The sequence below is a fragment of the Burkholderia sp. Bp8963 genome, from assembly GCF_003854275.1.
Classification (GTDB): Bacteria; Pseudomonadota; Gammaproteobacteria; order Burkholderiales; family Burkholderiaceae; genus Burkholderia.
On record NZ_QTQP01000003.1, the window covers coordinates 35272 to 61616 of the forward strand.

Sequence of the window (26345 nt, forward strand, 5' to 3'; positions counted from 1 at the left end):
ACGATTCCGAATTCGGGTCGATAATAGCAAAAATGCAATCGACCTCTAAATATCGTTTGTTTATTCCTATATTACGATGCGCACTGGCGGGCGACGGCCTTCACGCATTCGGCGACGAGGGCCGGGCCGCGGTAGATGAATCCCGTGTACAGCTGGACGAGCGACGCGCCGGCCGCGAGCTTCGCCTGAGCATCCTCGCCGGAGAAGATGCCGCCGACGCCTATGATCGGCACCGCGCTGCCGACTTCGGCATGCAGCTTGCGGATCACCTCGTTCGACGCCTCGAACACCGGCCGTCCGGACAGGCCGCCGGCCTCGTCCGCGTGCGGCAGGCCCTGCACCGCGGCGCGCGACAGCGTCGTGTTGGTCGCGATCACCGCTTCGATCTTGTGGCGCAGCAGCGTGTTGGCGATTTCCTTGACCTGCTCGTCGTCGAGATCCGGCGCGATCTTCAGCGCGAGCGGCACGAGCTTGCCGTGCAGGTCGGCGAGACGCTGCTGCTTGTCCTTCAGCGCCGCGAGCAGGGCGTCGAGCTCGCCTGCGCCCTGCAGCTGGCGCAGGTTCTTCGTGTTCGGCGACGAGATGTTGATCGTCACGTAGCTCGCGAACGGATAGACGCGCTCGAGGCAGTACAGGTAATCGTCGGCGGCGCGCTCGATCGGCGTGTCGGCGTTCTTGCCGATGTTCAGGCCGAGGATGCCGCGGTAGCGGGCGGCCTGGACGTTCTTCACGAACTGGTCGACGCCGCTGTTGTTGAAGCCCATCCGGTTGATCAGCGCGTCGGCCTGCGGCAGCCGGAACATGCGCGGGCGCGGGTTGCCGGGCTGCGGGCGCGGCGTGACGGTGCCGACCTCGATGAAGCCGAAGCCGAGCGCCGCGAGGCCGTCGATCGCTGCGCCGTCCTTGTCGAGACCGGCCGCGAGGCCGACCGGGTTGCGAAACGTGAGCCCCATCACGGTGCGCGGCGCGTCGGGCACGCGGGCCGACAGCGCGCAGGCGAGGCCCGTGCGGCCGGCCGCGCCGAGTGCGCGCAGCGTGAGGTGGTGAGCGTCTTCCGCATCCATCTTGAACAGGGATGCGCGGGCGAGCGGATAGAGGGAACTGAACACGGCGAGTGGGCGGAAAGCCAGAATGATGACAACCCGCTATTTTACCGGGAGTTGCGCGGCAGAGGCTCGCTTCGCTTTGAGCGCGGGCAGGCCGGGGGTGCGGCCGGCGCGTATGCGCGTGATGCCGCGTGGCGCGCGCGCGTCAGGACGTGCCGGAATGACCGCCAGGCAGCGGCGCGCGTGCGAGCGCCGCATCGACGGGAGGCAGGTCGACGCGTTCCGGATCGAGCACCTTCCAGCGGCCGTCGATCAGGCCTTCGAGCGGATGGAAGTTCGCCTTGTACGCCATCTTCGGGCTTTCGCGGATCCAGTAGCCGAGATACACGTACGGCAGGCCGAGGCTTCTCGCCTGCTCGATCTGCCAGAGGATGTTGTAGGTACCGTAGCTCGTGTGCGGATCGTCCGGCTCGAAGAACGTGTAGACGGACGACAGCCCGTCACCGAGGATGTCGATCATGCTGATCATGCGCAGCTTGCCTGGCTCACCGCCCGGCGTATCGAGGTCGCGGAATTCGACGAGGCGCGAATTGATCCGGCTCTGCAGCAGGAACTGTTCGTACTGGTCGCGGCTGTCGCGGTCCATCCCGCCGCCCGCGTGGCGGGCGGACTGGTAGCGCATGTAGAGCGCGTAGTGCTCTTCGTCGTAATGCAGCGGAGACACCGTCGCGACGAGCGCGCGGTGCCGTTTCCACATGCGCCGCTGCGTGCGGTTCGGCTCGAATGCCGCGACCGGCACACGCACCGGCACGCACGCACGGCAGCCGTCGCAATACGGCCGGTAGGTGAACACGCCGGAGCGGCGGAAGCCTGCCTTGACGAGTTCTGTGTAGATGTCGGAGTTGATCAGGTGGCTCGGCGTCGCGACCTGCGAGCGCGCGATGCGGCCGTCCAGATAGCTGCACGGGTAGGGCGCCGTTGCATAGAATTGCAGCGCCGAAAGCGGTGAAAGCGGCAGCTCAGTCGGGTGAGTCATGGGCAGCTCTCGATGCAGGAATGGAGTGCCGCGCTAGCGCCTGCACCCGGTTGGGGCCGCCGGTTCGCTGCGGCCCGCCAGCGCGGCGAGCGCGCGCATGTCGAACTGCGAGAATCGGCGGTTCGGCAACCGCGCGGCGCACGTGAGCGACGAAGGCCTTGCGTGCGATCTCGCGGACGCCGAGCGGCGCTAGATGCGACGTGTTCTGCAGGCAGCTCAGCATCGACTTCCCGCAAAAACCGTTATAAATCAATATCGTGCGTTTCGACTTCCGGCACATTTTACGCCGGGTGGCAACGCACCCGGCTACAGGAAAATTAACATGAAAACGGGGCTAAATGCATCATGTCTAGCCTCAACAATAGGCTCATCGAACGGGCGCGACCAGCCAAGAATAAGGGGGACACGTTTCTGCCGAGCGGCGACGGATCGGGATTGAGCGGATTGCCGTCCGGATTCGGCGATCGATTTCGGCGCCTTGGCAACGATTTTTGCATTCGACACACGCGACTGCCGGTCCAAAGGGGATCGATCAGGCGGCGGTCGTGATATGCTGTACATTCATACAGTGTTTCGCATGCAGCCATGCCGACGTGGGAATACATTTTGGCGTTCGTCGACGATGACGGCACGCGCGTTCATATTGCCAGCCGAAAGACGGAACGCGAGTTCGCGGATTGGCGCGGCGTGATGCGTGCGGTTCTGGAGATGTGCATGTCGTTCGACCGCCGCACGTGGCTGGAAGGCGACCTGGCGTTTCAGTGCAAGGAGGCAATCCTCGCAAGTGGCGGGCAGGCGTGAAAACCGCGAGCACCACGGTTTCGCTGATCGGCGGCATTGCAGTCCTGCTGATGCTGCTGCACACGTTCGGATTCATCGACTTCAAGGTGTGCGTCGCATGGCCAGGCGAGTGCCGTGTCGAAGTCATCCACAAGAGCGTGTCCGCAGGCACCGCGGGAGGCTGATGAGTTGCCGCGCTAGCGCCCGTCGCCGGCCGGAGCCGCCGGTTCGCTGCGGCCCGCCAGCGCGGCGAGCACGCGCTTGTCGAACTGCCACGAAATCGGCGGTTCGGCGATCGCGCGACGCACGTGAGCGACGAAGGCCTTGCGTGAAATCTCGCGGCCGCCGAGCGACGCCAGATGCGACGTGTTCTGCTGGCAATCGATCATCTCCAGTCCGCAGTCGCGAAGGTGGGCGACGAGCGCGGCCAGCGCGATCTTCGACGCGTCGGTCTCGTCCGCATACATCGATTCGCCGAAGAACATCCTTCCGAATGCGACGCCGTAAAGCCCGCCGATGCGCCGTCCGTCGCGCCAGGTCTCGATACTGTGCGCGTTGCCCGAGCGGTGGAGCGACGTGTACGCGTCGATGATCTCCGCGGTGATCCACGTGCCGCGCTGCCCGCGGCGCGGCGCCTGTGCGCACGCGCGCATCACGCCCGCGAAGTCGTGATCGACGCGCACTTCCCACGCGGGCTCGCGCAGCACGCGCCGCAGCGTCTTCTTCAGCGACGGCGATACCTTGAATTCGGCCGGCACGAGGATCATCCGCGGGTCGGGGCTCCACCACAGCACGGGTTGGCCGTCTGAATACCACGGGAAGATGCCGCGCTGGTACGCGTCGATGAGGCGCGACGGCAGCAGGTCCGCGCTGGCGGCCAGGAGGCCGGGCGCGCCGGTCGCGGGGCCGAGCGCGCGCTCGACGGGCGGAAACGGATCGTCCGGACCGAGCCAGGGGACCATGGGCCGCGGTTCAGCCGTTGCGCAGCGAGCGGAAGATGTCGCCGGTGTGCACGCCATAGTCGCCGGCGGCACGATCGGCAAAGAAGAATCGCAGGGTCTGGCTGACGGTCGGGAACGCGATCTCGTCCCACGGGATGTCGGACTCGTCGAAGAGCTTGACCTCGAGGCTTTCCTCGCCGGCCTCGAACGCGGGGTCGGTGAGCCGTGCCAGGTAGAACAGATGCACCTGGTGCACGTGCGGCACGTTGAGCAGCGTAAACAGGCTCTGCACCTCGACGCGCGCACCGGCCTCCTCGAGCGTCTCGCGCGCGGCGGCCTCGGCCGTCGTCTCGCCCATCTCCATGAAGCCCGCCGGCAGGGTCCAGAAGCCATAGCGCGGCTCGATCGCACGGCGGCACAGCAGCACCTGCTCGCCCCACACGGGGACCGTGCCGACGACATTGCGCGGGTTCTGGTAATGGATCGTGCCGCAGTGATCGCAGACGAAGCGCTCGCGGTTGTCGCCCGGCGGGATGCGCGCAATGACTTCGTGACCGCAGACGGAGCAGAATTTCATGTCGAATGGAAGGGACGAGGTGTTGCGAGTGTATCACCCGCGACGAGCATTCTCGAACGGCGGCGTCGCGTGATGCGACGGTGCATGCGTGCGCGGCGGAGCGGAGGAGGCGGAGACGAAAGGCGCGATAAAAGCGGCGAAGCGCGCGTGAAAAACAAAAAGCCCGGCGCTTGGGCCGGGCTTTCTGCATGAATCGGGACGCTTGGTTGCGGGGGTAGGATTTGAACCTACGACCTTCGGGTTATGAGCCCGACGAGCTGCCAGACTGCTCCACCCCGCGTCCGTCGAAGAGATGAATTATAAGGACATACCCGAACGCGTGCAAGCACTTTCTGACAACAGGCTTGTGGGGCCGGTACGGCAGGGCGTGCGCTAGAATCGAGCGGTTTGTGTCGTCATTCATGCAGCACGGCTGCGCGCGATCGCAGCGATAGCGGCTGCGTCCACTTTTCGCTCTGACGGATTCATGGATATCGCTCTCGATCTGCAATCGATCGGCGCGCAGGAACAGGCGCTCGTCTTTCCCCAATTCGATGCCGGCCGCGCCTGGACGCTCGGCAACCGGCTGTACGCACTCGCTGCTTCGCGCGGCCACGCGGTGGCGATCGACGTCGGCACCTTCGGGCAGACGCTGTTCTTCGCGGCGCTGAACGGCGCGACGCCGGACAACGCGGACTGGGTGCGCCGCAAGCGCAATGTCGTCGCGCATTTTCGTCGCAGCTCGTATGCGATCGGACTGCGGATGCAGCAGGCAGGCGCGACGCTCGCAGACAAGCACGGGCTGCCGCTGGCCGAATATTCGCCGCACGGCGGCGCGTTTCCGTTGACCGTCGCGGGCGCTGGCGTGATCGGCACGGTGACGGTTTCCGGGCTGCCGCAACGCGCGGATCACGAATTCGTCGTCGAGGTGCTGTGCGCGGAACTCGGCCTCGACTATGCGGCGCTGGCGCTCGCAAGGAGCTGAGCGATGCAGATTCCAGGTTATGCATGGCTCGCGATCGCGATCGTCGCGGAGGTGATCGGCACGTCCGCGCTGCGCGCGGCGGACGGCTTCACGCGCCTGTGGCCGTCGCTGCTCGTCGTGGCGGGCTACGCCACCGCGTTCTATTGCCTGTCGCTGACCCTGAAGACGATGCCGGTCGGCATCATCTATGCGGTCTGGTCGGGCGCCGGCATCGTGCTGATCACGCTCGTCGCGATGCTGCTGTATCGTCAGGTGCCGGATCTGCCGGCGGTGATCGGCCTGTCGCTGATCGTCGCGGGCGTCGTCGTCCTGAACCTGTTCTCGAAGATGCAGGCGCACTGACCGTGCGTCCGCAACCCGCCGGATGGCTCCCATGACCGAATCCACCCTCGTCGATTCCACCCAGCCCGATGTGCGCGCGTTCGTCGCGAACCGCATCGGCTTTCTCGAGCTGAACCGGCCGAAGGCGCTCAACGCGCTGTCGGTCGCGATGATCCGCACGATGCATGCGGCACTCGACGCCTGGCGCGACGATCCGGAAGTCGTCGCGGTCGTCGTATACAGCCCGCACACGCGTGCGTTCTGCGCGGGCGGCGACGTGCGCTACTTTCACGAAGCGTGGCAGCGAGGCGACCGCGATGCGGTCGATACGTTCTTCATCGAGGAATACACGCTGAACCATGCGATCTTCTCCTATCCGAAGCCTTACATCGCGCTGATGCAGGGTGTCGTGATGGGTGGGGGCATGGGCATCTCGCAGGCGGCGCGGCATACGGGCGGGCTGCGGGTCGTCACCGATTCGACGAAGATGGCGATGCCGGAGACGCGCATCGGCCTGTTCCCCGACGTCGGGATGAGCTGGTTCCTTGCGCGCACGCCCGGTGCGATCGGCCGCTACCTCGCGGTGACCGGCGCGACGCTAGACGCCGCGGGGGCGCTGTACGCGCAGCTCGCCGACGTCTACGTGCCCGACGCCGCGCTGCCGGCGCTGCTCGACGCGCTGCGTCACGAGCGCTTCGACAGCGGTGCGCAAGCGGTCGAGTGTGTCGCGGCGGCTGCCGCCGCGCACAAGGTCGTGCCGACCGTCGATACGTCGGCGCTCGCCACCGCGCGCGTCGGCATCGACCGGCATTTCGCGCAGCCCGATCTCGTCGCGATTCTCGCGTCGCTCGACGCGGAACAGGATTGCGCGGCCGTCGACGCGTGGGTCGAGAAGGCGACACATGCGATGCGCAGCCAGTTGTCGCCGCTGTCGATGGCCGTGTCGCTCGAACTCGTCGAGCGCGCGCGCGGCGCAACGATGGCCGACTGTCTGCGGCGCGATCTCGACCTGACGCGTTCGACGTTCGCGCGCGGCGACGTGATCGAAGGCGTGCGTGCGCTGATCGTCGACAAGGACCAGCGGCCGGTCTGGCGCTTCAAGTCGATCGACGAGGTCGATCGTGCGGACGTGCTGGCGATGTTCGACAGCCCGTGGACGCCCGATACGCATCCGCTGCGGAATCTGAAGGACTGACTGAAGGACTGACGGACGCCAGTCAATCACCGCCCGCGTCGTCGGACATGAACGCGCGCATGAACACGAGCGCGCCCCAGCCCCACATCGCGTTCGCCGCGAAGCCGACCGCGAGCACGGGCAGCATGTTGCCCGACGGCCAAGTGCCGCGCAGCGGATCGATTGCGAACACGCGCGCGGCGGTCAGGACCATCCCGCCAAACACCAGCGCGCCGATCCACGGCGCTTCGCGTTCCGGCGACACGCGCAGCAGCCACGCCATCGGAATCGCGCAGCATGCGCTGATCAGCGCGTTCGCGACAAATTCAGGAATGCCGAGCGGCGCGAACGGTGTGGTCGAGAAGCCGGCCGCGGCGATCAGGTCGGCGGTATGCAACAGCGCGAGCGTCGCTTCGCGAAAGAAAAGGGCGGCCAGGAAGCCGGACAGGAACGGCAGGATGACTTTCTGCATCGATGAGTGCACCGCAAACGCGCGTGGCCGGGGCCGTCCGCGCGGAATTGTTCGGAATGGTGCGTCATTATAGGGCGCGCTCGACCCGACATTCGCTCCAGCGTCGTGCTAAGCACGAAAGCGGAAAACCTAAGCTCAAAAAAATCGTTCCAAAGCCCACCCCCTGTCCCTAGACTGATTTCCCAGAAACAGCCGCGTTTTTCGCGTATTTGCCCGCCGCGCGGCCGACCGGCAGCACATCCCGATTCGAACCCGCACCATGCATGCGCCGCGCGCCCGCGGCGCGAGCAGGGGCGCGTTTTATCCCAATTCTGGCAAGGACAGTCACGCAGGAGCAGCAGATGAATGTGTTCTGGTTTATTCCCACGCACGGCGACAGCCGCTATCTCGGCACCGCAGAAGGCGCGCGCGCCGCGGATTACGACTATTTCAAGCAGATCGCGGTCGCGGCCGACACGCTCGGCTATGAGGGCGTGCTGTTGCCGACCGGCCGTTCCTGCGAGGACGCGTGGGTCGTCGCGTCGAGCCTGATTCCGGCGACGCAGCGCCTGAAGTTCCTCGTCGCGGTGCGTCCCGGCATCGCGTCGCCGGGGCTCGCGGCGCGCATGGCCGCAACGTTCGACCGGCTGTCCGGCGGGCGCTTGCTGATCAACGTCGTGACGGGCGGCGACGCCGCCGAACTCGAAGGCGACGGCCTGTTTGCCGATCACGATACGCGCTACGAGATTACCGACGACTTTCTCCATATCTGGCGCGGGCTGCTGTCCGCGTCGCACGACAACGGCGGCTTCGACTATATCGGCAAGCATCTGCAGTCGAAGGGCGGCAAGGCGCTTTATCCGCCGGTGCAGCGTCCGCATCCGCCGCTGTGGTTCGGCGGCTCGTCGCCGGCCGCGCATGCGATCGCTGCCGATCACATCGACACCTACCTGACCTGGGGCGAGCCGCCCGAGGCCGTCGCGAAGAAGATCGCCGACGTGCGCGCGCATGCGGCGGCGCGCGGCCGCGAGATCCGCTTCGGCATCCGTCTGCACGTGATCGTGCGCGAGACCGAGGACGAAGCGTGGCGCGATGCCGAGCGCCTGATCAGCCGGCTCGACGACGCGACGATCGCACGCGCGCAGCAGGCATTCGCGAACATGGATTCGGAGGGGCAGCGCCGGATGGCCGCGCTGCACGGCGGCAAGCGCGGCGGCCGCGAGACGCTCGAGGTGTATCCGAACCTGTGGGCAGGCGTCGGTCTCGTGCGCGGCGGCGCCGGCACCGCGCTCGTCGGCAATCCTGAGCAGGTCGCGGCGCGGATGCGCGAATACGCCGAACTCGGCATCGAAACGTTCATCCTGTCCGGCTATCCGCACCTCGAGGAGTCGTACCGCTTCGCCGAGCTCGTGTTCCCGCTGATCAAGGGGCGCGGCGCGGCGAAGGCGGCCGGTCCGCTGTCCGGGCCGTTCGGCGAGATCGTTGGCAACAGCTATCTGCCGAAGGCGAGCCAGAGTTAAGCGACGGGAGGCTTGCGATGACGACGAAACCGTCTGCATCGGGCGGCGCGGCCGCCCGTGCGTGGCGCGCCGCGGCGCCGTGGCTCCTGCCGCTCGCGCTGTTGCTCGTCTGGGAAGCCGGTGCGCGCATCGGCTGGCTGTCGACCCGCGTGCTGCCGGAGCCGGTCGCCGTCGTGCGAGCCGCGTGGTCGCTCGTGGCGTCCGGCGAGATGTGGGCGAACGTGAAGGTCAGCACATGGCGCGCGCTGTTCGGCTTTGTGCTCGGTGGCGGAGTCGGGCTCGCGCTCGGGCTGGCGACCGGCCTGTCGAAAGCCGCCGAGGTCGCGCTCGACTCGACGATCCAGATGGTCCGCAACATTCCCGCGCTCGCGATGATCCCGCTCGTGATCCTGTGGTTCGGTATCGACGAGAAGGCGAAGCTGTTCCTTGTCGCGCTGGGCGTGTTCTTTCCCGTCTACATCAACACCTATCACGGGATCCGCTCGGTCGACGCGAACCTGATCGAGATGGCGAAGAGCTACGGCGTGCGCGGCTTCGCGCTTTATCGCGACGTGATCCTGCCTGGCGCGCTGCCGTCGATCCTCGTCGGCGTGCGGTTCGCGCTCGGGCTGATGTGGGTGATGCTGATCGTCGCGGAAACGATCTCCGCGCAGTCGGGCATCGGCTACATGACGATGAACGCGCGCGAATTCCTGCAGACCGACGTGGTGGTGGTCGGCATCCTGCTGTACGCGGTGCTCGGCAAGCTGGCTGACGTGCTCGCGAAATGGCTCGAGCGCGTGACGCTGCGCTGGCACCCCGCCTATCAACCAGGAGCACAGGCATGAATGCGACGACTTCGGCGGCCGGATTCGGGCCGCTCGCCGCTGCGGACCTCGAGGCGGAATTCACGCAGGCGCGCGTCGTGGACGGCAATGCCCGCGACGCCGCGATCGTCGATCGCGACGGCGGCGCGGCGATCGTGCCGCTCGCGCACCACCATCGGGCTGGCGCAGACAGCCCCGCGCCGGACGACGCGGTCACGCTGAGCCACGTCACCAAGCGCTTCGGCGCGCGCACCGTGCTCGACGACGTCAATCTCGAGATCGCGCGCGGCAGCTTCGTCGCGATCGTCGGCCGCAGCGGCTGCGGCAAGTCGACGCTGCTGCGGCTCGTCGCGGGCCTCGAGCAGCCGAGCACCGGCGCGCTCGTCACGCGCGGCGAGGGCGGCGGCGCGCTCGACACCCGGATCATGTACCAGGATGCGCGCCTGCTGCCGTGGAAGACCGTGCTGCAGAACGTGCTGCTCGGTCTCGGGCGCGGCGCGCGCGACGACGCACGTGCGGTGCTCGACGAAGTGGGGCTGCTCGAACGGGCAGACGACTGGCCTGCGCAACTGTCGGGCGGCCAGCGCCAGCGGGTCGCGCTCGCGCGGGCGCTCGTGCACCGGCCGCAACTGCTGCTGCTCGACGAACCGCTCGGCGCGCTCGACGCGCTGACCCGGATCGAAATGCACGCGCTGATCGAGCGGCTGTGGCGCGAGCACCGGTTCACTGCGCTGCTCGTCACGCACGACGTGCAGGAGGCCGTCGCGCTCGGCGACCGGATCCTGCTGATCGAGCAGGGGCGCGTGGCGCTCGACCAGCCGGTGCCGCTTGACCGGCCGCGTGCTCGCGCGTCGGCCGCATTCGCGGCGCTCGAGGATCGGGTGCTGCAGCGCGTGCTCGCGGGCGGCCCTGGCGCGGCTACGCATGACGCGCATGGCGCCGTCGCGGCGCAAGGCGTGTGGCCGGCCGGGCGGATTCGCGGGGCCGTTTGACCTTCGGGCGGCGCAGGCCGCCCGCTTTGAGACTTTTTCTTCGGAGCGATCAACCCGATGAGCATTACTGCAATCAACGTGCGAAACCAGTTCAAGGGCAAGGTTAAGGAAATCATCCGCGGGCCGGTGGTGTCCGAGGTGGACGTGGAAACGCCGTTCGGCATCGTCACGTCGGTCATCACGACCCGCTCGGTCGATGAACTCGAACTGAAGGTCGGCGCCGAAGTCGTCGCGCTCGTGAAGTCGACCGAGGTGTCGATCGCGCGGCTCTGAGCGGAGTCGATCCGGCCGGAGTGTCGCCGGTGGGCAGTTGCCCGGGGATGGCCGCCGGCGTCCGCGGGCTGCGGGCAGGCAACGGTATTCGCCACACGGACGAAGTGCTAGGATGGAACGACACCGATGCCGGAGGTAGCGCATGACCCCCATCCTTTCTCCCGAAGCCATCGAAGCACTGAAGTGGATCGACCAGTTCGGCGACAGCCGGCCGGTGCCGGCGGCGTTCGGCGACATCGTCTATGTGTTGCTGAACGAAGGGCTGATCTATCAGACGGCCGAAGACCGGGTCGATCTCACCGCCGAAGGCAAGACCATTTTGTCGGATGAATACGACTGAGTGCCCGGCGCAGGCGTGGCGGTGTGCGCCGGGCGTCGCATTTCGGCGGAGCGCGCGATGGAATTGAAGGGTAGCGACCTCGGCGACTACAGCGAGCCGTACCGCGGCTTCGAAATCGAAGTGAAGACCGAACAGGTCTGGGACGGCGAGCACGTCCATTACCGCGTGCTGCAAGGCGACGCGGTGAGGATCGACTGGCGGCTCGTGAAGGTCGACGGGCTGGTGCTGACCGAGCGGCGGGTCGTCGAACGCGTGCTCGACGCGGCGCGGCGCGCGGTCGACGAGGAGCTGGCTGGCGGTGCCGACGCGTAGCGTCGGGCAGGCAGGGCGCTCGTTGCGGTAGAATGCCGGGTTGTTTCTGCGTCGTTCGCTGCCCGAATTCCATGCCCGTTTCGTCTTCGCTTCCGCCTCGCCGCGTGTCCGTGGCGCCCATGCTCGACTGGACCGACCGTCATTGCCGGTCGTTCCATCGCACGCTCACGCGCAATACATGGCTTTACACGGAGATGATTACGACCGGCGCGCTGCTGTTCGGCGACGCGCAGCGGCATCTCGCATTCACACCGAGCGAATCGCCGGTTGCGCTGCAGCTCGGCGGCAGCGAGCCGGACGATCTCGCGCGTGCGGCGAAGCTCGGCGAGCAATGGGGCTATGACGAAATCAACCTGAACTGCGGCTGTCCGTCGGAGCGGGTGCAGCGGGGCGCGTTCGGCGCGTGCCTGATGAACGAGCCGCAACTCGTCGCCGATTGCGTGAAGGCGATGCGCGACGTGGTGTCGGTGCCGGTGACCGTCAAGCATCGAATCGGCGTCGACTCGGTCGAGGACTACGCATTCGTGCGGGACTTTGTCGGTACGGTGGCCGAAGCGGGCTGCGAGGTGTTCGTTGTGCACGCGCGCAACGCGATCCTGAAGGGGCTGTCGCCGAAGGAGAATCGCGAGATCCCGCCGCTCAAGTACGACTATGCGTATCAGCTGAAGCGCGATTTTCCGTCGCTGGAGATCGTCATCAACGGTGGCATCAAGACGCTCGACGAGGTCGCGCAGCATCTCGAACATGTCGACGGCGTGATGCTCGGCCGCGAGGCGTATCACAATCCCTATCTGCTCGCGGGCGTCGACGCGCGGTTCTATGGCGCGTGCGACGTGGCGCCGACGCGCGAGGAAGCGGAAGCGCGGTTGATCGAGTACTGTGCGGCGGAACTCAAGCGTGGCACCTACCTCGGTGCGATCGTGCGTCATGCGCTCGGGTTGTATCGTGGTGCGCCGGGTGCGCGCGGCTGGCGGCGTGTGCTGTCCGACAACAAGAAGCTCGCACGCGCCGATCTGGCCGTGTTCGACGAGGCGCGCGCGCATCTTTTCGCTGCCGAAGAAATTTTTGAAAAAAACGCTTGGCAAGAATAAAGAGACCCCATATAATCTCATTTCTCCGCTGCTGATGAGCAAGCAACGCAGCGAAGAAGACGCAGTAACAGTGGTGGCTGTAGCTCAGTTGGTAGAGTCCAGGATTGTGATTCCTGTCGTCGTGGGTTCGAGTCCCATCAGCCACCCCAAAATTCTCAAACAAAACAGGCGCATCGGCGCCTGTTTTGCTTTTCATGATCTGAATTTCGGAACGGAAATCGCAATTTCGGAATTCACTCTGTCGCGTCCGCGGCTTTCACCTTCCGTCGATCGTAGTGCCGATGCGTTGTGCCTGGATTCGCGTGGGCCGCGAAATCGTATGCGTGGACATCGCGTTTCGTGAGCTTCGTCGTCATCGAGGCGGGACGAATGTCCTGCAACGAGAAAAAGTCGGGGTGCTTGGTTAGCATCAGTTCGGTTTGCAGCCGATGAGGTCGGTCAGTTCGTGGGCGGTGAGGTAGTCGCTCATGCTAGGATTCCCGAAAAGCCCTCCTGGAGGCTGACATGTCTCGCGAGTCCGAATGGTTGGAGTTTGTGCTGCATGACGACTTTCCGCCCGATGTGGAATTTCAGGAGGGAAGCAGGAGCAACCACGTTATCGTCGAGTGGGAGGTTGTTGGCCCCGACGACGCGCCGCGACGTAACGCGCCCGTGATAATCGTGATTGATGCCGATGCAATCGATCGTTACGAAAACAGCAATGCGAGCGAGCAGACTCGGATCGAGGGGCGGGTCCGAGAAATCGTCGCGAATCGTATCGGACACTACAACTCGCTCGGGCCTGTTGAGGTCGCCGACGCGTTCGTGATCCAGATCGATGAGGGTGACCTTTAGCATGGGTATACCGTTGCGAACTCAATGACCCAGACCCACGAATTCGTGTTCCATCCGTAGCCGCGCACAGAGTTGAGGTCGCTCCACCGATCGGCAAATTGCTCGAGGGCGGTCTCCCCGTCATGGTCGTAGCCGTCTCTGCCAGTTGTGCGCCATGCGCGCATGCCTTCGGCGTGCGCGTCCGCCTCGCTGATGTCCTGCAGGCGCTCGACGTGCACGCCGGAGATATCGAGGAACATGTTCGCCATCGAGAGTCGTCTCGCGCACCCACAGACGATTGCCACGAGCGAGGGGTGATCGTCTCCGATTCCTTGCGATAGAACGTGACTGTTGCTTGAGTGTGTGCAAGCCGTGACCTGGTGATGTGCAGTTCTTGCCGGATTATCGATGCCGCTCAAATATGAGACATCTTTCCGTGAGGAGGCGAGCGTCGGCAGAAAGCCAAGCCTCAAGCGAAAGCAAGCCGGTATTTATACTTGCGTTGACGAGCCCAAACCCATATACTCTCGTTCGCGGGGTGGAGCAGTCTGGCAGCTCGTCGGGCTCATAACCCGAAGGTCATAGGTTCAAATCCTATCCCCGCAACCAACATCGAAGCCCGCTCTGCGAAAGCAAGCGGGCTTTTTCGTTTCCATACCCGGAGTTGATCTGGCTGTTTTGGTGTCCCGACGTTGTCTGCGTTGGGTGCGCGCTGTCACAGCGCCCGAGTAGCGGGGCGCCGTGCGAGGCTTATCAAAGGTGATGGGCCACGCATGTCGACGATGCGGTCGAACGCTATCGATCGGGTCAAAGGCGACGGACTCCGAGGCTCTCGAAGAAGCGCAGGAGGTAGCCATCTGGATCCGCGACAACAAACTGCCTGTTGCCAGATTCACTATCGTTCACTCGATACCAGCGTTCTTCCATCGGAAGAAGGAATCGGGCACCGTTCGCTTTCAGCGATGCCTCTATGGCCCTCACGTCCGCGACCCTGATTTGCAAGTTCATGCCGCGGCCAAAGGGGTAGGCTTCGGGCAGATGCCCACCATCAAAGTCCCTTCCTTGGCCAATTTGATCGATCATCAGTTCGGCTTCACCCAGACGAAGATAAGAGAATCCTTCGTCGGCTCGTTCATAGTCGACAGTGAAGCCGACGATGTCGCAATAGAAGCGCCGAGATACGCGCCAATCGGAAACGGCTAGTTCAGGAACGAGTGAGTTAGGCATATTTGTCTCTGCATCATCATCGGTGACGGCTCATTCAGCCACGGTAGCTTCGCTGCAGTACGGCAGGAACAGTATGCACGCATGCGGTCAAAGGCTTCGGGAGGACGTTTCGCATGGTCGACCGTCCGACGGGAGCATGCCGGAGCGTCCCGTGCCAATGCTTGATGTTCGTAAGCGCTGTACGCGCGCTGTCTTGACAGGCGTCCGGGAAGCGAAGTCAGGCTTCATCGTTTTGACGAGGCGCTTAGCAATCCTGTTCATTTCGATTCCTGGCGGATTTCGTGACCGGCTTCGGAAAAGTTTGCTGCGAGAACGTTAGCGTCTGGTCGGCAATGCAGCAGGAACCATTGTCGCTCAGCCGCTCGATTTCGCCGTCAGTTCGCCACGCGCGGTGTAAGGGGTTTCGACCGTCTGAAGCATCACGCTGCGCACCATGTCGCCGCTGTAACCACCGGCGGTCACGGCTTAGCCAATGGCCTCCCGGTCGTAGCAGTTCGTCGCGAAGACGGCGTGCAAGGGGGCACCGTCGTTGCAGCGGAATTCGAAACCGCCCGAGTACCAGCGGGCGGTGCTTCTGTCTGCTGCGACCCGACCATCCTGTTCGGGAGTGCGGGTTTTCCCGAGGCTAAGGTTGTCCGCGGGGATGCCGTTATCTTCTTTTGACACAGCTCGTGCCAGAGGTGTGCCAAACACTTGCCCGCTCTCACCCCCTGAGAGCGGGCTTTTTTCGTTCTGGTCAGTCATGATCCAGGTTGTCTGTCAAAAGGCCACGATGGCTGAAATGACCACAAGCTTGGCGGATCGCACCATTTCTTCGGCGATAGCATCGATCTCAACCTCTCAGCGTCCTCTGGCGCGGATTTCGTGCTATGACCCTCCCGCTAGGACGGCGACAGACAGCGGGTGATTGTCCCGGCGGCTCCGGCTGCCGGGTTTTTTTGATCGATCGCCGATCGTATCCTCAAATCAAAAAATGCGGGCGCCATACAAGCCGTCCACACGCTGCTTGTCAATTCGTGTACGAACTGGGTTCCCCTATCAAGTAACCCAATTGCATTGAATGTCACGACATCGACGAGCATTGCAGTTTATATGCATTCCGAAATACATGGCAGCCAGATAGATCTTCGCCAGCGTGACTGCGTTCAAGGAAGGGTGCTATCCGGGCAACGAGGTAGTGTCGGCCGCCACCAACGATGGCTTAACCCGACTAGCTTTTGAGACATATTACTCGTTCTCCAATGCTACGATCGCCTCGACTGGAATGAAGGGGAGCAGGGTGACGACCAAACTCGTTGCTGCGGGTTACGTTTGCGAAATTGACATCGACGGCGACCCGCGAAAGTTTCATGTCGACGTCGTGTGTCGGCACGATTCATATCCCACCAGCATTCACTTCAACGAGTTTGCCGATAGCAGCGGCATTCGTCGAACCTCGTTCGGTATCCATTTGCCCGCCGAACTCTGGCGTCCCGCGAAAGAGGGCGGCCTGGAGGTTGTCTCCCGCAAGGCAATCAGCCAAGCCCTCCGCAATGGTTGGTTCGACGTCAGCGGCCATCGTGAGTACGACGTCGTGTTCAACGAGATCGCCGAGTGTTGGCCTGGTGTGCTGAGGCGCGCGTAAACGAGTGGGGGCGGCCACCTGGCTGCTGCTTGATGACATAGAGGTTGGCGTCTGCGGACTAGCTTTTGATAAAAGTATGCTGATCCCTGCTGCTACGATCACCACGACGTGAATACAGGTGACCAGAATGATGATCGAACTCTTCGCACCAGGTTATCTCTTCGAAGTGGACGTCAACGGCTATGCGCGTGGATTCCATGTCGGTGTCGTATGTAGAGACGATTGCTTTCCGACCAATATTCAATTCAGCGCATTCGACGATTTCAGTGATACCTGGTTCAGCATTCCGTTGCCTGGGAAACTCTGGACCCGCGCGAAAAGTGACGGACTCGAGGAAATCTGCCGAAGGGCAATCAGCCACGCCATCAAAAACGGTTGGTTTGGCGTCAGCGGCAATCACGAATACGGCACGTTCGACGAGACCGCCGAGGTCTGGCCGGGCATGTTGGAGGGCGTATAGCAAGCCCCATCCGTCTGTCGCAATCAGACGCTGACAACAGCGCCCTGAAACGGGTTGGTTGAATTTCCCGATCAACGCCCAGGCAAGCTTGCACGTCAGGCACCTTCACGGATGCCACATCAGCTTCGCATCGATCGATGTCTCGGCGACGGGGCGGAAGCCAAGTTGCTCATAGAGGCGCCGCGCCGGATTTCCACGAACGACGCTCAGGGAGACAGGCACGCGTTCGAGTCTTGCCTCCTCGAGGACGGTGCATAGCACGAGTCTCCCAACGCCTTTTCCTTGATGATCGGGCAGTATCTGAATCTGGTGCAAGTGCCATTCGTCAATGGCGCGACTCAGTTTAAGAAGCCCGATACGTTCAGTTCCTTCGCAGATGATCCTCGCGTCTTCGAAGTGCGACCGGATGCGCTGGTCGTGTGCTTCGTCGTCGACAGGCAGGCCGACACGCAGCAAATGCACGGTCATCGTGAGCTTGCGAAGGTTCAGGAGAAACGGCATGTCGGCCGAAGATGCGGCCTGCAAGGTGATTGGTCGGTTCATGACACGAACGACGTCGACGCGGCCTGCGCGATGCTCGCGCGCTATCCGGCAGACGAGATTGCAACCTCGGCTATCGAGCCAGGTGAGCCGGTTCGCTCGAAGCGAAAATCGCAGACGTCGAGATACACGCGCTCGCCGCGTGCGGCCGGTCCGCGACGCGTGACGGCGCGCAGGATTTTTTGCTTGCCCAGTTCAAACGCCAATAGCAATTGCGGTGGGGTGGTGTCGGCGGCGCCAAGCACGCTGCAAATGATCGTGCTTGGTAAGGCGTAGGCCCCATAGCCCCATCCGAATTGGTAAGCGGAGAACCATATGCATGAATCCCGGCATACGATCGCTGTGGTGAGACTCGGACCCGAGATGCTCATTGTGCTTGCTGACGCTTGCCGAAGGAATCCATAGACTAAGGTATGCGATGGGCGAGCGCCAGTACCAAGATGCTGTCGGATACGGCCATATCGGGTGCCACGGCAAGCGTGGTGGTCGTCGTTCACCCATTCGTACACGAATCGGCATTCTCGTTCGACAGCGTGCCGCACGATGATGCGCGCCGCCTGCCGATCGCATCGTGTCTGACTCGCGAATCGCGAACGGGCGCATGGCCGTCTCACCGGCCGTCTTGACCGATTCGAACAGGTGTTTGGCGGATTGTGCCATTCCGAAACATTCTTTCATTCGCATAACATGTGTGCGTAACGATCCTCGTGCCTAGGCTTGTACTTAGGCCCATTGTCGATGTCGTGTCGGCAATGCCTTGGTCCCGACAGCGCATCTCGTGCTGTCGGGATTTTTTTTGCAGACGGCCGGCACTCCCGCCGAGCCAGCACGGCAGCTCGATAGCGCCGGGTGCGTGGCCGAGCGAGTCACTGCTGCGCGCACCCGTGCGGATTCGCGCTGGACAAGCGCGCCGGGATTCGGAGATGATCGATCCACGCGTATCGCCCGCAAACGAGTTCAGGGAGGTCCCGATGTCGGTGTTCGCAGTGAATGGCGTCAGAATCGATCCACGCACTGGACGCGTGACCCACGTGCGATGGGGGCAGGTGAATGCCGCGGGCCATGCGTGGGTCGCAGCGCCTCGTGAAGCGCCGGTCGCGGAGGTGGTGCGTGCCGTCGTCGGAGGCGACGATGTCAATGTGATCTTCGACGCGTCGGGAAATCATGCGGTGGGACCGAAATTGAAGCGCGTCGTCTATCGCGACGCCACTGAAGGCATCGAGCTCGATGTGGATGCAACGAGAGAGGCTCGCACGCTCAGGGATCTTCCGCAGATCTGAACGGTGCGCGACGCATCGTCGAAACGAGAATCAGAACAACATTCCGACAGAGCGCAAGAAGGGACGCGGCGCAACGCCGCCTCGCGTGATGGTGCATGACGTCGATTCGCTTTCCGTCGCGTCGGTCAAAAAATCTTTGGCCCGACATGTCGATTCCGCATCCGCTCGTCCGTCGTATCGTCGGAGGCGTACGCGTCGTGCGCCACGCCTCGCCTTACAAACCGACAACCGACCGAAGGAGCGATGCTCATGTCCACGTCCGTCAAACCGATCCCCGAAGGGATGCGTACACTGACCCCTCATCTGATCTGCGCCGGCGCCGCCGATGCGATCGAGTTCTACAAGCGCGCGTTCAACGCCGTCGAGCTGTTCCGGCTGCAGGTTCCGAACGGGATGCTCGCGCACGCTTGCCTGACCATCGGCGATTCGGCGCTGATGCTCGTCGACGAGATGCCCGAGCATGGCGCGCTCGGGCCGAAGGTGCTGAAAGGCACGCCGGTCGTGCTTCATCTGTTCGTGCCGGACGTCGACGCGGCGATCGCGCAGGCAGTCGCGGCCGGCGCGACGCTCAAGATGCCGGCGGCGGACATGTTCTGGGGCGATCGCTATGGTCAGGTCGAGGATCCGTTCGGGCATCGCTGGTCGCTCGCGACGCACCAGCGCGACCTGACGCCGGAACAGATTGCCGAAGCGATGGCGAGCGCGCCGGGGTGCGGCGGCTGAGCGGTCTTGCAAGAGCGGCGTGGATCGCGCGCGAACATATCGCGCATTCCGCGCCGCGGCATCATGCGGCTGCGGGAGGCCGGCGGCGCGCACGCGGGCGGCGCATGCAGGCTCGGGCGCGTGCATCGCACTCGTGCGCGTGCTTTGAGCGTGGCCTCAAGTCGCGCGTCGCGGTGCCGTAAACAGGGCGAATTGATCTGTCCACGACAACGCCACATGGTTCGATTTCTGTACGCCGGGTATCTCGCTCTGGCGCTCTACATCCTCTATCCGATGGTTCAGACTTTCCTCGCAGCCGACGCGACCTGCGTTCGCAGCGTCGCAATGATCGATGCAGCCGGTCCGGGCGGGCATCCGGCGAGCGGCGCGCAGCAGAGCCAGCGCGACTGCGCGTTGCTGGTGTCGCGGACCAACGCCGCCGCCGGACAAGCGGGCGGGCTTCATTGAGCGAATCGGCGCCGCACGTCGTCACCGCGCCGCGCGCGTGAGGGCCGGGAATCGTTGGCCGTCCGGCCAGCTTGATCGCCGTTCGACAGTCGGCGATCATCGATCGTGTGCAGGGGCTGCTGGCGGTCGTGTCGTCGTGCGACACACGATGCCGATCGGTTTTTCAAGCGAACACGTTACTCGCGCGGCGCGCCCGACGCCTCCGATGCGACCGACCCGACCCATCCCGGGCCTGCCTCGGGCTGCACGTCGCGCGGATCGAGCGGTTCGCCGCACGCCGAGCACACCGCGACCGCGTGCATCAGGTGACCGCAGGTGCGATGGCGCAGCTGCAGCGGTGCTCCCTGACCATCGTCCTTCCAGCGGTCGCCCCACGCCATCAGCGCGAGCAGCGCGGGGTAGAGGTCGCGGCCTTTCTCGGTCAGCCGGTATTCGAAGCGCGGCGGGCGCTCCTGATATGCGCGCTTGACGAAGACACCTTCGTCGACGAGGCGGGCGAGACGTTCGGCCAGCACGTGGCGGGTCAGCCCGAGCTGCGCCTGGAACGCATCGAAGCGGCGGCAGCCGAGGAACGCGTTGCGCAGGATCAGCATGGTCCAGCGGTCGCCGAGCACGGCGAGCGTGCGCGCGACCGAGCAGTTCAGCGAGCCGATGTCATCCCATTTCATCGTCGGGCTCCGTGAGTCGGTTCAGGAAAGAGCGGGTTCGATTATAGAACCGACCCTCGGATGCATCGGCCGGCGCCGGCATTGACAGCTGGTTTTCCGTTGTGAATAATCAGTTCCAATTTGGAACTGACTAGCTGGAACTTACTCGCGCGGCAACGCGCTTGCCATCAGGAGACACCCGATGAATCCGCTTTCCATGTCCGGTCTGGAACTGTTGCGCGCGGCCGCGACGGGCGACGTGCCGCGCGCGTCGATCTCCGAAACCGTTCCGATGCAATTCGTGGCGGTCGAACTCGGCTACGTGAAGATGTCGGCGCGCGCCGACGGCCGGCACCTGAACCCGCTCGGCGGCGTGCATGGCGGATTCGCGGCGACGGTGCTCGATTCGGTCACCGGTTGCGCGGTGCATTCGATGCTCGACGCGGGCATCGGCTATGGCACGATCGACCTGCATGTGAAGATGCTGCGGCCCGTGCCGCGCGACGTCGACCTGATCGCGGAGGGCCGCGTGATTCATCTGTCGCGCTCGCTCGGCGTCGCCGAAGGCACGCTGAAGACGCCGGACGACAAGATCGTCGCGCACGCGTCGGCGACCTGTTTCATTCAGCGACCGCAGTGACCGAGCGGGGCGGCGACGCGGGAAGGGTGGGTGTCCGTTGGACCCGGCGTGTGCGCTGCCGAAGCGGCGAGGTGGGCGGGCCGGCTCGCACCGGCTCCGGAACGTCGCATTTGTTCTCGAAGGCCGCTTGTAAGCGATTGCGGCGCCGGTCTGAAGCAGACGCTTCAACGTGATAGCTTTCCTGCTTTCCACCGACGCGACAGGAACAGCATGGAATACCGCACACTTGGCGATTCGGGCATCGAAGTCAGCCTGATCGGTCTCGGTACGATGACTTGGGGCGAGCAGAACTCGGAGCGCGACGCGCACGAGCAGCTCGACTATGCGATTGCGCAAGGCGTCACGCTGATCGACGCAGCGGAAATGTATCCGGTGCCGCCGAAGCCCGAAACCCAGGGGCGCACCGAGCAATACATCGGCACCTGGCTTGCGCAGCATCGCGCGCTGCGCGACAGGATCGTGCTCGCGACGAAGATTGCCGGCCCCGCGCGGCAGCCGCACAACCCGCGCCACATTCGCGGCGAAGGCAACCAGTTCGACCGCAAGAACCTGACCGAGGCGCTCGACGGCAGCCTCAAGCGCCTGCAAACCGACTACGTCGACCTCTACCAGCTCCACTGGCCGGACCGCAGCACGACGACGTTCGGCCGTCCCGCGTATCCGTGGGTCGACGACGCATACACGGTGCCGATCGAGGAAACGCTCGGCGTGCTCGCGGAATTCGTCAGGGCAGGCAAGGTGCGCGCGATCGGCGTGTCGAACGAGACGCCATGGGGCGTCGCGCAATTCCTGCGCGCGGCTGAGAAGCTCGGGCTGCCGCGCATCGCCAGCATCCAGAATCCGTACAGCCTGCTGAACCGGACGTTCGAGAACGGGCTGTCGGAATTCACGCACCGCGACGGCGTCGGCCTGCTCGCGTATTCGCCGCTCGCGTTCGGCTGGCTGTCCGGCAAGTACGAGAACGGCGCGCGTCCGGCCGGCGCGCGCATCACGCTGTTCGAGCGCTTCCAGCGCTACAGCAAGCCGCAGGCGGTCGCGGCGACGTCGCGCTACGTCGCGCTCGCGAAGCGGCACGGCTTGTCGCCTGCGCAGCTCGCGCTCGCGTTCGTCAACAGCCGTCCGTTCCTGACCAGCAACCTGATCGGCGCGACTTCGCTCGAGCAATTGAAGGAGAACATCGGCAGCGTCGACGTCAAGCTGTCTGACGAGATCCTCGCCGAGATCGACGCGCTGCACGAACTGCAGCCGAACCCCGCCCCGTAAGGGACGTTCCGTAATCGACGTCTCGACACCTGTCACGGCCCGCAGCGCGCATCGCCGCGCGGGCCGTGACGACCGCGTCGACCGCGTCGATCAGCGCATCCGCAGCCGCGTGCGCGCGACGAACAATGCCGCGAGACTCAGTAGCGCACAGCCCATCAGGTAGAGCGCCGGCGACAGGCGGTTTCCGGTTGCGCTGATGAGCCACGTGATGACGAACGGCGCGAAGCCGCCGAACAGCGTGACGCCCGTGTTGTAGCTGACCGCAAGCCCCGTCGCGCGCGTCTGCGCCGGGAACAGTTCCGCCATCAACGCGGGCAGCGCGCCGCAATACATTGCCTTCAGCGCGCCGATCCAGATCAGCGCGGCAAGCATCGTCGCGAACGACGCATGATGCGTGAGCCACGCGAACGTCGGCCAGACGGTGACGAACAACAGCAGCGCCGCGACCGTCATCACGCGGATCCGCCCGGTGCGATCCGACCAGTGGCCGACGAGCGGCGTGACGAGCGTCAGCACGAAGCCGGTCGCGAGCGTCGCCGCAAAGCCGGTCGATGCGGGCAGGCCGAGCTGCTTGATCGCGTAAGTCGGCATGTACAGCACCATGTAGTTGACCGCGGTCGAGATCACGAGTGCGCCGATCGCGAGCAGCACGCGCATCTTCTGGCCCGCGAACAGCTCGCGCACGGGCGCCTCCGAACGGGCTTGCGTCTTGAACTCGACGCCTTCGTCGACGTAGCGGCGGATGTACAGGCCGACCGGCCCGATCGCGAGACCGAACAGGAACGGCACGCGCCAGCCCCAGCTCTCGAGCTGCGCGGGCGTCAGCGTGCTCGTCAGCAGCGCGCCGAAACCTGATGCGAGCAGCGTCGCGAGCCCCTGGCTCGCGAACTGCCAGCTCGACATGAAGCCGCGCCGCTGCGGCGCGTGCTCGACGAGGAACGCGGTCGAGCTCGCGAACTCGCCGCCCGCGGAGAAGCCCTGCATCAGGCGCGACAGCATGATCCCGAGCGGCGCGAGGATGCCGATCGACGCATAGGTCGGCATGGCCGCGATCAGCAGCGTGCCGCCCATCATCATCCCGATCGACAGCAGCAGCGATGCCTTGCGTCCGGCGCGGTCCGCGTACGCGCCGAGCACGAAGCCGCCGATCGGCCGGATCAGGTACGACAGTCCGAACGTACCGAGCGTGAGTAGCAGCGACGTCGCTTCGCTCGTCGCGGGGAAGAACAGTTTCGCGATCGTCACCGCGAAGAAACCGTAGACGATCAGGTCGAACCATTCGAGCGCGTTGCCGATCGACGCGGCGAGGATGATGCGCCGGATCTTCGCGGCGCTCGGGCGGACGACTTCAGGAGTGGTCAGCGTAGTGGTGGTCATCGTGTGTGCGTGTCCGGTGGAGGTGTGGACGACTGGCGATGCATGAAATCTCGACGGCCGCGTCGAGTCAGTGGCCGGCGCCGGTGGCATCGAGTGCGGCACGATGCCAGGACGGCGGGTGTTCGCCGAGATCCCAGAAGAGTCCCGCCATCATCCGGAGACCCTCGCGCACGACGCTGCCGAGCAGGTGCTCGTCCGGCGCGTGCTGCGCGCACGCGGGATACGAGTGCGGTACCCAGAGCGTCGGCAGCCCGAGCGTGTCGGAGAACACTTCGTTCGGCAGCGTGCCGCCGAGGTTCGGCAGGATCGCGGGCTTCTTGCCGGTCGTGCGCGCGAGCGACGCGACGGCCCAGCGCACCCACGGATCGTCGGGCGGCAGGCGTGTCGCCGGCGCGCCGCGCTCGACGTCGACGTCGACGTCGGCGAAGCCATGCGCGTCGAGGTGCGCGCGCAGGTGCGTGTGCAGCGCTTCCCAGTCGGTGCCGACGACGAAGCGCAGCTGGCAGTGCGCATGAGCGGCGGGCGGGATCGCGTTGACGGGGTGCTCGGGGTTGCCGGCCTTGAACGCGAGGATCTCGAGCGTGTTCCAGCCGAACACGCGCTCTGCGGCGCTGAGACCCGGTTCGCCCCAGTCCGCGTCGATCGTCGGGTCGCCGGGCTCGCCGCCGACCGTCAGATCGGCGAGCGCGTCGCGCACGGCGGCGGGAATCGGCGGCGGACGCAGGCCGGCGACGCGGATCGCGCCGCGCGCGTCGACGAGGCTCGCCAGCGCGTGTGCAAGCACGATCGCCGGGTTGCGCAGCAGCCCGCCCCAGTTGCCCGAATGATGCGCGCCATCGCGCGCGCGCAGGCTCAACCTGAAATTGACGGCGCCGCGCGAGCCGAGGAACACGGTAGGCCGGTCGGCGGCGATGCGCGGTCCGTCGGATGCGATCAGCACGTCGGCGGCCAGCGCGTCGCGCTCGCGGCGGCACAGTGCGTCGAGGCCAGGCGAGCCGGTTTCCTCGCCCATTTCGATCAGCAGCTTCGCGTTGAAGCCGAGCCGGCCGCCACGTGCAGCCAGCACGCTTGCGAGCGCTGCGAGGTTGATCGAGTGCTGGCCCTTGTTGTCGGCGCTGCCGCGGCCGTACCAGCGGTCGCCGTCGACGGTCAGCGACCACGGCGACAGCGGCGCGCGCCATTGCGCGTCGTAGCCGCGCACGACGTCGCCGTGGCCGTAAATCAGCACGGTCGGCAGTGTGTCGTCCTCGTGCCGCGACGCGATCAGGAACGGGCCGCCGCCGTCGACGGGGTTGTCCGCGAAGCGGATCGCGAAACCGAGGCGTTCGGCCTCGGGTGCGATCTCGTCGGTCAGGTACGCGCGCAACGCGGCGGCCGAACCGCTTTCCTGGCTTTCGGTGCGCAGGTTGACGCGGCGGCTGAGGGTTGCGAAGAACGCCCCGGATTCGAACTGGTTATGCGCGTGCTGGATGGCGGCGGTGCGGCTCAAGACGTGTCTCCTGTGTTAGCGCTTCAGCGCTTGCTCTGGTCTCATGCTTCGCACACGAGTCGCATGCAAAGCTGTCCGGTGGCAGGCCGTGGATGCTGGTGGCCTGAAATGCGATCGATTCTAGAAAGCCGTTTTATTTGTCACAATGATCGAATTTCGAACCTTTCCTTGCCGAAAAGGCAAAACGGGACCGCCACCGGCGGCCAGGGGACAGAACAATGGCGGCTTTCCTGCACGGCCTCGGATTGCGGTATTTCGTCGAAGTGGCGCGCACCGGTTCGCTCAGCGACGCGTCGGCGCGGCTGCACGTCGCGGTGTCGGCGGTCAGCCGCCAGATCGCGAAGCTCGAAAGCGATCTGGGCACGCCGCTGTTCGAGCGGCGGCCGCGCGGCATGGCCTTGTCGGAGGCGGGTGAGCGGCTGCTGAGCTTCGCGCAGCGCAGCCTGCTCGAGGCCGAGCACGTGATGAAGGAGATCGGCGGGCTCGACGCGCTGCACGGCAGCCTGCTGAAGATCGCGTGTTCGGAGGGGTTTGCGATCGATTTCCTGCCGGGCGCGCTCGCGAGCTTCAAGGCGCGCCATCCGGGCGTCGACTTCTCGGTGTGGGTCGTGTCGCCGGCCGACGCGACGCGGCGCGTGCGCGATGGCGACGCGGATGTCGCGCTGACCTTCAGCCTCGCGCCGGAGAAGGGCGTGCGCGTCGAGCACACCGAGCGCGCGCCGATCTACGCGCTGGTGCGCCGCGATCATCCGCTCGCGGCGCGTGACACGGTGTCGCTCGCCGACGTCGCGCATTACCCCCATGTGCTGCCCGAGGCCGGCACCACCGTGCGCCAGCTGATCGACATCGCATGTGCGCTCGACGGGCTGCTGCTCGAGCCCGAGCTGACGAGCAACAATACGGCGTCGATGTACCGTTACGCGCAGCATACGGGCGCCGTGATGTTCACCGGCCTGCTGTCGGTGCGCGACCGCTGCGACGCGGACGGCTTCGTCGTGGTGCCGGTGTCGAACCCGCAACTGCGCGAGCGCAGCATCCAGGTGCAGACGATGGCGGGGCGCGATCTGCCGGCCTCGGTGCGCGCGTTCCGCGATCATCTGATCGGCGCGATCACGGCGGTGCCGGCGGGGCCGTCGCCCGCGCGACGCCCGCCGGCCCGCCGCGTGAGATAATCAGCGATCCGCCCTCTGC

The 26345-nt window shown here is 65.1% G+C and carries 33 protein-coding genes, 3 tRNA genes and 1 pseudogene; 23 read left to right on the plus strand and 14 right to left on the minus strand.

What is annotated here, in order from left to right:
* Nucleotides 1-71: 71 nt before the first annotated feature.
* From DID96_RS03480 to DID96_RS03490, 3 genes and pseudogenes are all read right to left on the minus strand, one after another.
* The gene (locus DID96_RS03480) at nt 72-1109 is read right to left on the minus strand and encodes a quinone-dependent dihydroorotate dehydrogenase (protein WP_124597868.1); all 1038 of its coding nucleotides are present in this window, start codon (nt 1107-1109) and stop codon (nt 72-74) included.
* 142 nt (nt 1110-1251) lie between these two features.
* The gene (locus tag DID96_RS03485) at nt 1252-2082 is read right to left on the minus strand and encodes an arginyltransferase (protein WP_124597869.1); all 831 of its coding nucleotides are present in this window, start codon (nt 2080-2082) and stop codon (nt 1252-1254) included.
* Nucleotides 2083-2115: 33 nt separating this feature from the next.
* A pseudogene (locus DID96_RS03490) lies at nt 2116-2299 on the minus strand (leucyl/phenylalanyl-tRNA--protein transferase); the annotation flags it as partial.
* Between the two features lie 368 nt (nt 2300-2667).
* Between DID96_RS03490 and DID96_RS03495 the strand changes: the two are divergent.
* Together DID96_RS03495 and DID96_RS38195 are read left to right on the plus strand one after the other, a co-directional pair.
* The gene (locus tag DID96_RS03495; RefSeq protein ID WP_124597870.1) at nt 2668-2883 is read left to right on the plus strand and encodes a hypothetical protein; all 216 of its coding nucleotides are present in this window, start codon (nt 2668-2670) and stop codon (nt 2881-2883) included.
* Nucleotides 2880-3047, plus strand: a complete 168-nt coding sequence (locus DID96_RS38195) for a hypothetical protein (protein WP_185732163.1) — start codon at nt 2880-2882, stop codon at nt 3045-3047. The genes DID96_RS03495 and DID96_RS38195 overlap by 4 nt, the downstream gene beginning before the upstream one ends.
* 12 nt (nt 3048-3059) lie before the next feature.
* Here DID96_RS38195 and aat read toward each other — a convergent pair whose 3' ends face one another.
* From aat to DID96_RS03510, 3 genes are all read right to left on the minus strand, one after another.
* Complete coding sequence (gene aat, locus DID96_RS03500) at nt 3060-3824, minus strand: leucyl/phenylalanyl-tRNA--protein transferase (RefSeq protein ID WP_124597871.1); 765 nt, start codon at nt 3822-3824, stop codon at nt 3060-3062.
* A gap of 10 nt (nt 3825-3834) precedes the next feature.
* A complete protein-coding gene (locus DID96_RS03505; protein ID WP_124597872.1) occupies nt 3835-4380 on the minus strand; it encodes an NUDIX hydrolase in 546 nt (181 codons plus the stop codon).
* 203 nt (nt 4381-4583) lie between these two features.
* Nucleotides 4584-4660: transfer RNA gene (locus tag DID96_RS03510), tRNA-Met, on the minus strand.
* 186 nt (nt 4661-4846) lie between these two features.
* Here DID96_RS03510 and DID96_RS03515 point away from each other — a divergent pair.
* Genes DID96_RS03515 through DID96_RS03525 form a run of 3 tightly spaced genes read left to right on the plus strand, consistent with a single transcriptional unit; the run spans nt 4847 to nt 6860 of the window.
* Nucleotides 4847-5344 (plus strand): heme-degrading domain-containing protein, encoded by a 498-nt coding sequence (locus DID96_RS03515; protein ID WP_124597873.1) that lies wholly within the window; start codon nt 4847-4849, stop codon nt 5342-5344.
* Nucleotides 5345-5347: 3 nt separating this feature from the next.
* Nucleotides 5348-5686 (plus strand): multidrug efflux SMR transporter, encoded by a 339-nt coding sequence (locus tag DID96_RS03520; protein WP_124597874.1) that lies wholly within the window; start codon nt 5348-5350, stop codon nt 5684-5686.
* Nucleotides 5687-5717: 31 nt separating this feature from the next.
* Entirely contained in the window at nt 5718-6860 is a 1143-nt protein-coding gene (locus DID96_RS03525; protein ID WP_124597875.1) for an enoyl-CoA hydratase/isomerase family protein, read from the plus strand.
* Between the two features lie 22 nt (nt 6861-6882).
* On the opposite strand, the gene DID96_RS03530 is transcribed toward DID96_RS03525, so the two are convergent.
* Nucleotides 6883-7311: a hypothetical protein gene (locus tag DID96_RS03530; protein WP_124597876.1), complete on the minus strand. Its 429-nt coding sequence runs from the start codon at nt 7309-7311 to the stop codon at nt 6883-6885.
* A gap of 341 nt (nt 7312-7652) precedes the next feature.
* Here DID96_RS03530 and ssuD point away from each other — a divergent pair, with 341 nt between their 5' ends.
* From ssuD to DID96_RS03575, 9 genes are all read left to right on the plus strand, one after another.
* The gene (ssuD, locus tag DID96_RS03535) at nt 7653-8810 is read left to right on the plus strand and encodes an FMNH2-dependent alkanesulfonate monooxygenase (RefSeq protein ID WP_124597877.1); all 1158 of its coding nucleotides are present in this window, start codon (nt 7653-7655) and stop codon (nt 8808-8810) included.
* 17 nt (nt 8811-8827) lie between these two features.
* Nucleotides 8828-9637, plus strand: coding sequence for an aliphatic sulfonate ABC transporter permease SsuC (ssuC, locus tag DID96_RS03540; RefSeq protein WP_124597878.1), 810 nt, complete (start codon nt 8828-8830; stop codon nt 9635-9637).
* Nucleotides 9634-10608 carry an ATP-binding cassette domain-containing protein gene (locus DID96_RS03545; protein WP_124597879.1) on the plus strand — a complete coding sequence of 325 codons (975 nt, stop codon included), beginning with the start codon at nt 9634-9636 and terminating at the stop codon, nt 10606-10608. The genes ssuC and DID96_RS03545 overlap by 4 nt, the downstream gene beginning before the upstream one ends.
* A 57-nt stretch (nt 10609-10665) precedes the next feature.
* On the plus strand, nt 10666-10881 hold the full coding sequence (locus DID96_RS03550) for a molybdopterin-binding protein (protein ID WP_006400187.1): 216 nt from the start codon (nt 10666-10668) through the stop codon (nt 10879-10881).
* Between the two features lie 142 nt (nt 10882-11023).
* Nucleotides 11024-11221, plus strand: a complete 198-nt coding sequence (locus DID96_RS03555) for a hypothetical protein (protein WP_124597880.1) — start codon at nt 11024-11026, stop codon at nt 11219-11221.
* Nucleotides 11222-11278: 57 nt separating this feature from the next.
* Nucleotides 11279-11533: a hypothetical protein gene (locus DID96_RS03560; RefSeq protein WP_124597881.1), complete on the plus strand. Its 255-nt coding sequence runs from the start codon at nt 11279-11281 to the stop codon at nt 11531-11533.
* A gap of 71 nt (nt 11534-11604) precedes the next feature.
* On the plus strand, nt 11605-12624 hold the full coding sequence (gene dusA, locus DID96_RS03565; protein ID WP_124597882.1) for a tRNA dihydrouridine(20/20a) synthase DusA: 1020 nt from the start codon (nt 11605-11607) through the stop codon (nt 12622-12624).
* 73 nt (nt 12625-12697) lie between these two features.
* A tRNA-His gene (locus DID96_RS03570) sits at nt 12698-12773 on the plus strand.
* Nucleotides 12774-13128: 355 nt separating this feature from the next.
* Nucleotides 13129-13458 (plus strand): hypothetical protein, encoded by a 330-nt coding sequence (locus DID96_RS03575; protein ID WP_124597883.1) that lies wholly within the window; start codon nt 13129-13131, stop codon nt 13456-13458.
* Here DID96_RS03575 and DID96_RS03580 read toward each other — a convergent pair.
* The gene (locus DID96_RS03580; RefSeq protein ID WP_124597884.1) at nt 13455-13706 is read right to left on the minus strand and encodes a hypothetical protein; all 252 of its coding nucleotides are present in this window, start codon (nt 13704-13706) and stop codon (nt 13455-13457) included. The two genes, DID96_RS03575 and DID96_RS03580, sit on opposite strands and share 4 nt — an antisense overlap.
* A gap of 263 nt (nt 13707-13969) precedes the next feature.
* Between DID96_RS03580 and DID96_RS03585 the strand changes: the two genes are divergently transcribed.
* A tRNA-Met gene (locus DID96_RS03585) sits at nt 13970-14046 on the plus strand.
* A gap of 198 nt (nt 14047-14244) precedes the next feature.
* Here DID96_RS03585 and DID96_RS03590 read toward each other — a convergent pair.
* On the minus strand, nt 14245-14664 hold the full coding sequence (locus DID96_RS03590) for a VOC family protein (RefSeq protein WP_124597885.1): 420 nt from the start codon (nt 14662-14664) through the stop codon (nt 14245-14247).
* A 1279-nt stretch (nt 14665-15943) separates the two neighbouring features.
* Here DID96_RS03590 and DID96_RS03595 point away from each other — a divergent pair.
* Together DID96_RS03595 and DID96_RS03600 are read left to right on the plus strand one after the other, a co-directional pair.
* On the plus strand, nt 15944-16288 hold the full coding sequence (locus DID96_RS03595; protein ID WP_124597886.1) for a hypothetical protein: 345 nt from the start codon (nt 15944-15946) through the stop codon (nt 16286-16288).
* Nucleotides 16289-16415: 127 nt separating this feature from the next.
* Nucleotides 16416-16748 carry a hypothetical protein gene (locus tag DID96_RS03600; RefSeq protein ID WP_124597887.1) on the plus strand — a complete coding sequence of 111 codons (333 nt, stop codon included), beginning with the start codon at nt 16416-16418 and terminating at the stop codon, nt 16746-16748.
* 105 nt (nt 16749-16853) lie between these two features.
* Here the strand turns inward: DID96_RS03600 and DID96_RS03605 are convergent, their stop codons facing one another.
* Nucleotides 16854-17291, minus strand: coding sequence for an N-acetyltransferase (locus DID96_RS03605; protein ID WP_124597888.1), 438 nt, complete (start codon nt 17289-17291; stop codon nt 16854-16856).
* Between the two features lie 41 nt (nt 17292-17332).
* The gene (locus tag DID96_RS38790; protein WP_260463793.1) at nt 17333-17533 is read right to left on the minus strand and encodes a hypothetical protein; all 201 of its coding nucleotides are present in this window, start codon (nt 17531-17533) and stop codon (nt 17333-17335) included.
* Between the two features lie 726 nt (nt 17534-18259).
* Here DID96_RS38790 and DID96_RS03615 point away from each other — a divergent pair.
* The 3 genes from DID96_RS03615 (at nt 18260) to DID96_RS03625 (ending at nt 19738) form a co-directional block, all read left to right on the plus strand.
* Nucleotides 18260-18568, plus strand: coding sequence for a phosphatidylserine/phosphatidylglycerophosphate/cardiolipin synthase (locus DID96_RS03615; protein WP_124598041.1), 309 nt, complete (start codon nt 18260-18262; stop codon nt 18566-18568).
* Between the two features lie 249 nt (nt 18569-18817).
* A complete protein-coding gene (locus tag DID96_RS03620; protein WP_124597890.1) occupies nt 18818-19291 on the plus strand; it encodes a VOC family protein in 474 nt (157 codons plus the stop codon).
* Nucleotides 19292-19507: 216 nt separating this feature from the next.
* Nucleotides 19508-19738: a hypothetical protein gene (locus DID96_RS03625; RefSeq protein ID WP_124597891.1), complete on the plus strand. Its 231-nt coding sequence runs from the start codon at nt 19508-19510 to the stop codon at nt 19736-19738.
* Nucleotides 19739-19914: 176 nt separating this feature from the next.
* Here the strand turns inward: DID96_RS03625 and DID96_RS03630 are convergent, their stop codons facing one another.
* Nucleotides 19915-20406, minus strand: coding sequence for a helix-turn-helix domain-containing protein (locus DID96_RS03630; RefSeq protein ID WP_124597892.1), 492 nt, complete (start codon nt 20404-20406; stop codon nt 19915-19917).
* Between the two features lie 181 nt (nt 20407-20587).
* Here DID96_RS03630 and DID96_RS03635 point away from each other — a divergent pair, with 181 nt between their 5' ends.
* Nucleotides 20588-21025 carry a PaaI family thioesterase gene (locus DID96_RS03635; protein WP_124597893.1) on the plus strand — a complete coding sequence of 146 codons (438 nt, stop codon included), beginning with the start codon at nt 20588-20590 and terminating at the stop codon, nt 21023-21025.
* Nucleotides 21026-21235: 210 nt separating this feature from the next.
* Nucleotides 21236-22288 carry an NADP(H)-dependent aldo-keto reductase gene (locus DID96_RS03640; RefSeq protein WP_124597894.1) on the plus strand — a complete coding sequence of 351 codons (1053 nt, stop codon included), beginning with the start codon at nt 21236-21238 and terminating at the stop codon, nt 22286-22288.
* A 90-nt stretch (nt 22289-22378) separates the two neighbouring features.
* On the opposite strand, the gene DID96_RS03645 is transcribed toward DID96_RS03640, so the two are convergent.
* Nucleotides 22379-23665: an MFS transporter gene (locus tag DID96_RS03645; RefSeq protein ID WP_124597895.1), complete on the minus strand. Its 1287-nt coding sequence runs from the start codon at nt 23663-23665 to the stop codon at nt 22379-22381.
* Between the two features lie 67 nt (nt 23666-23732).
* Nucleotides 23733-25154 carry a M20 family metallopeptidase gene (locus DID96_RS03650; RefSeq protein WP_124597896.1) on the minus strand — a complete coding sequence of 474 codons (1422 nt, stop codon included), beginning with the start codon at nt 25152-25154 and terminating at the stop codon, nt 23733-23735.
* Nucleotides 25155-25372: 218 nt separating this feature from the next.
* On the opposite strand from DID96_RS03650, the gene DID96_RS03655 reads away from it, so the two are divergent.
* Nucleotides 25373-26326: a LysR substrate-binding domain-containing protein gene (locus DID96_RS03655; protein ID WP_124597897.1), complete on the plus strand. Its 954-nt coding sequence runs from the start codon at nt 25373-25375 to the stop codon at nt 26324-26326.
* Nucleotides 26327-26345: the final 19 nt, after the last annotated feature.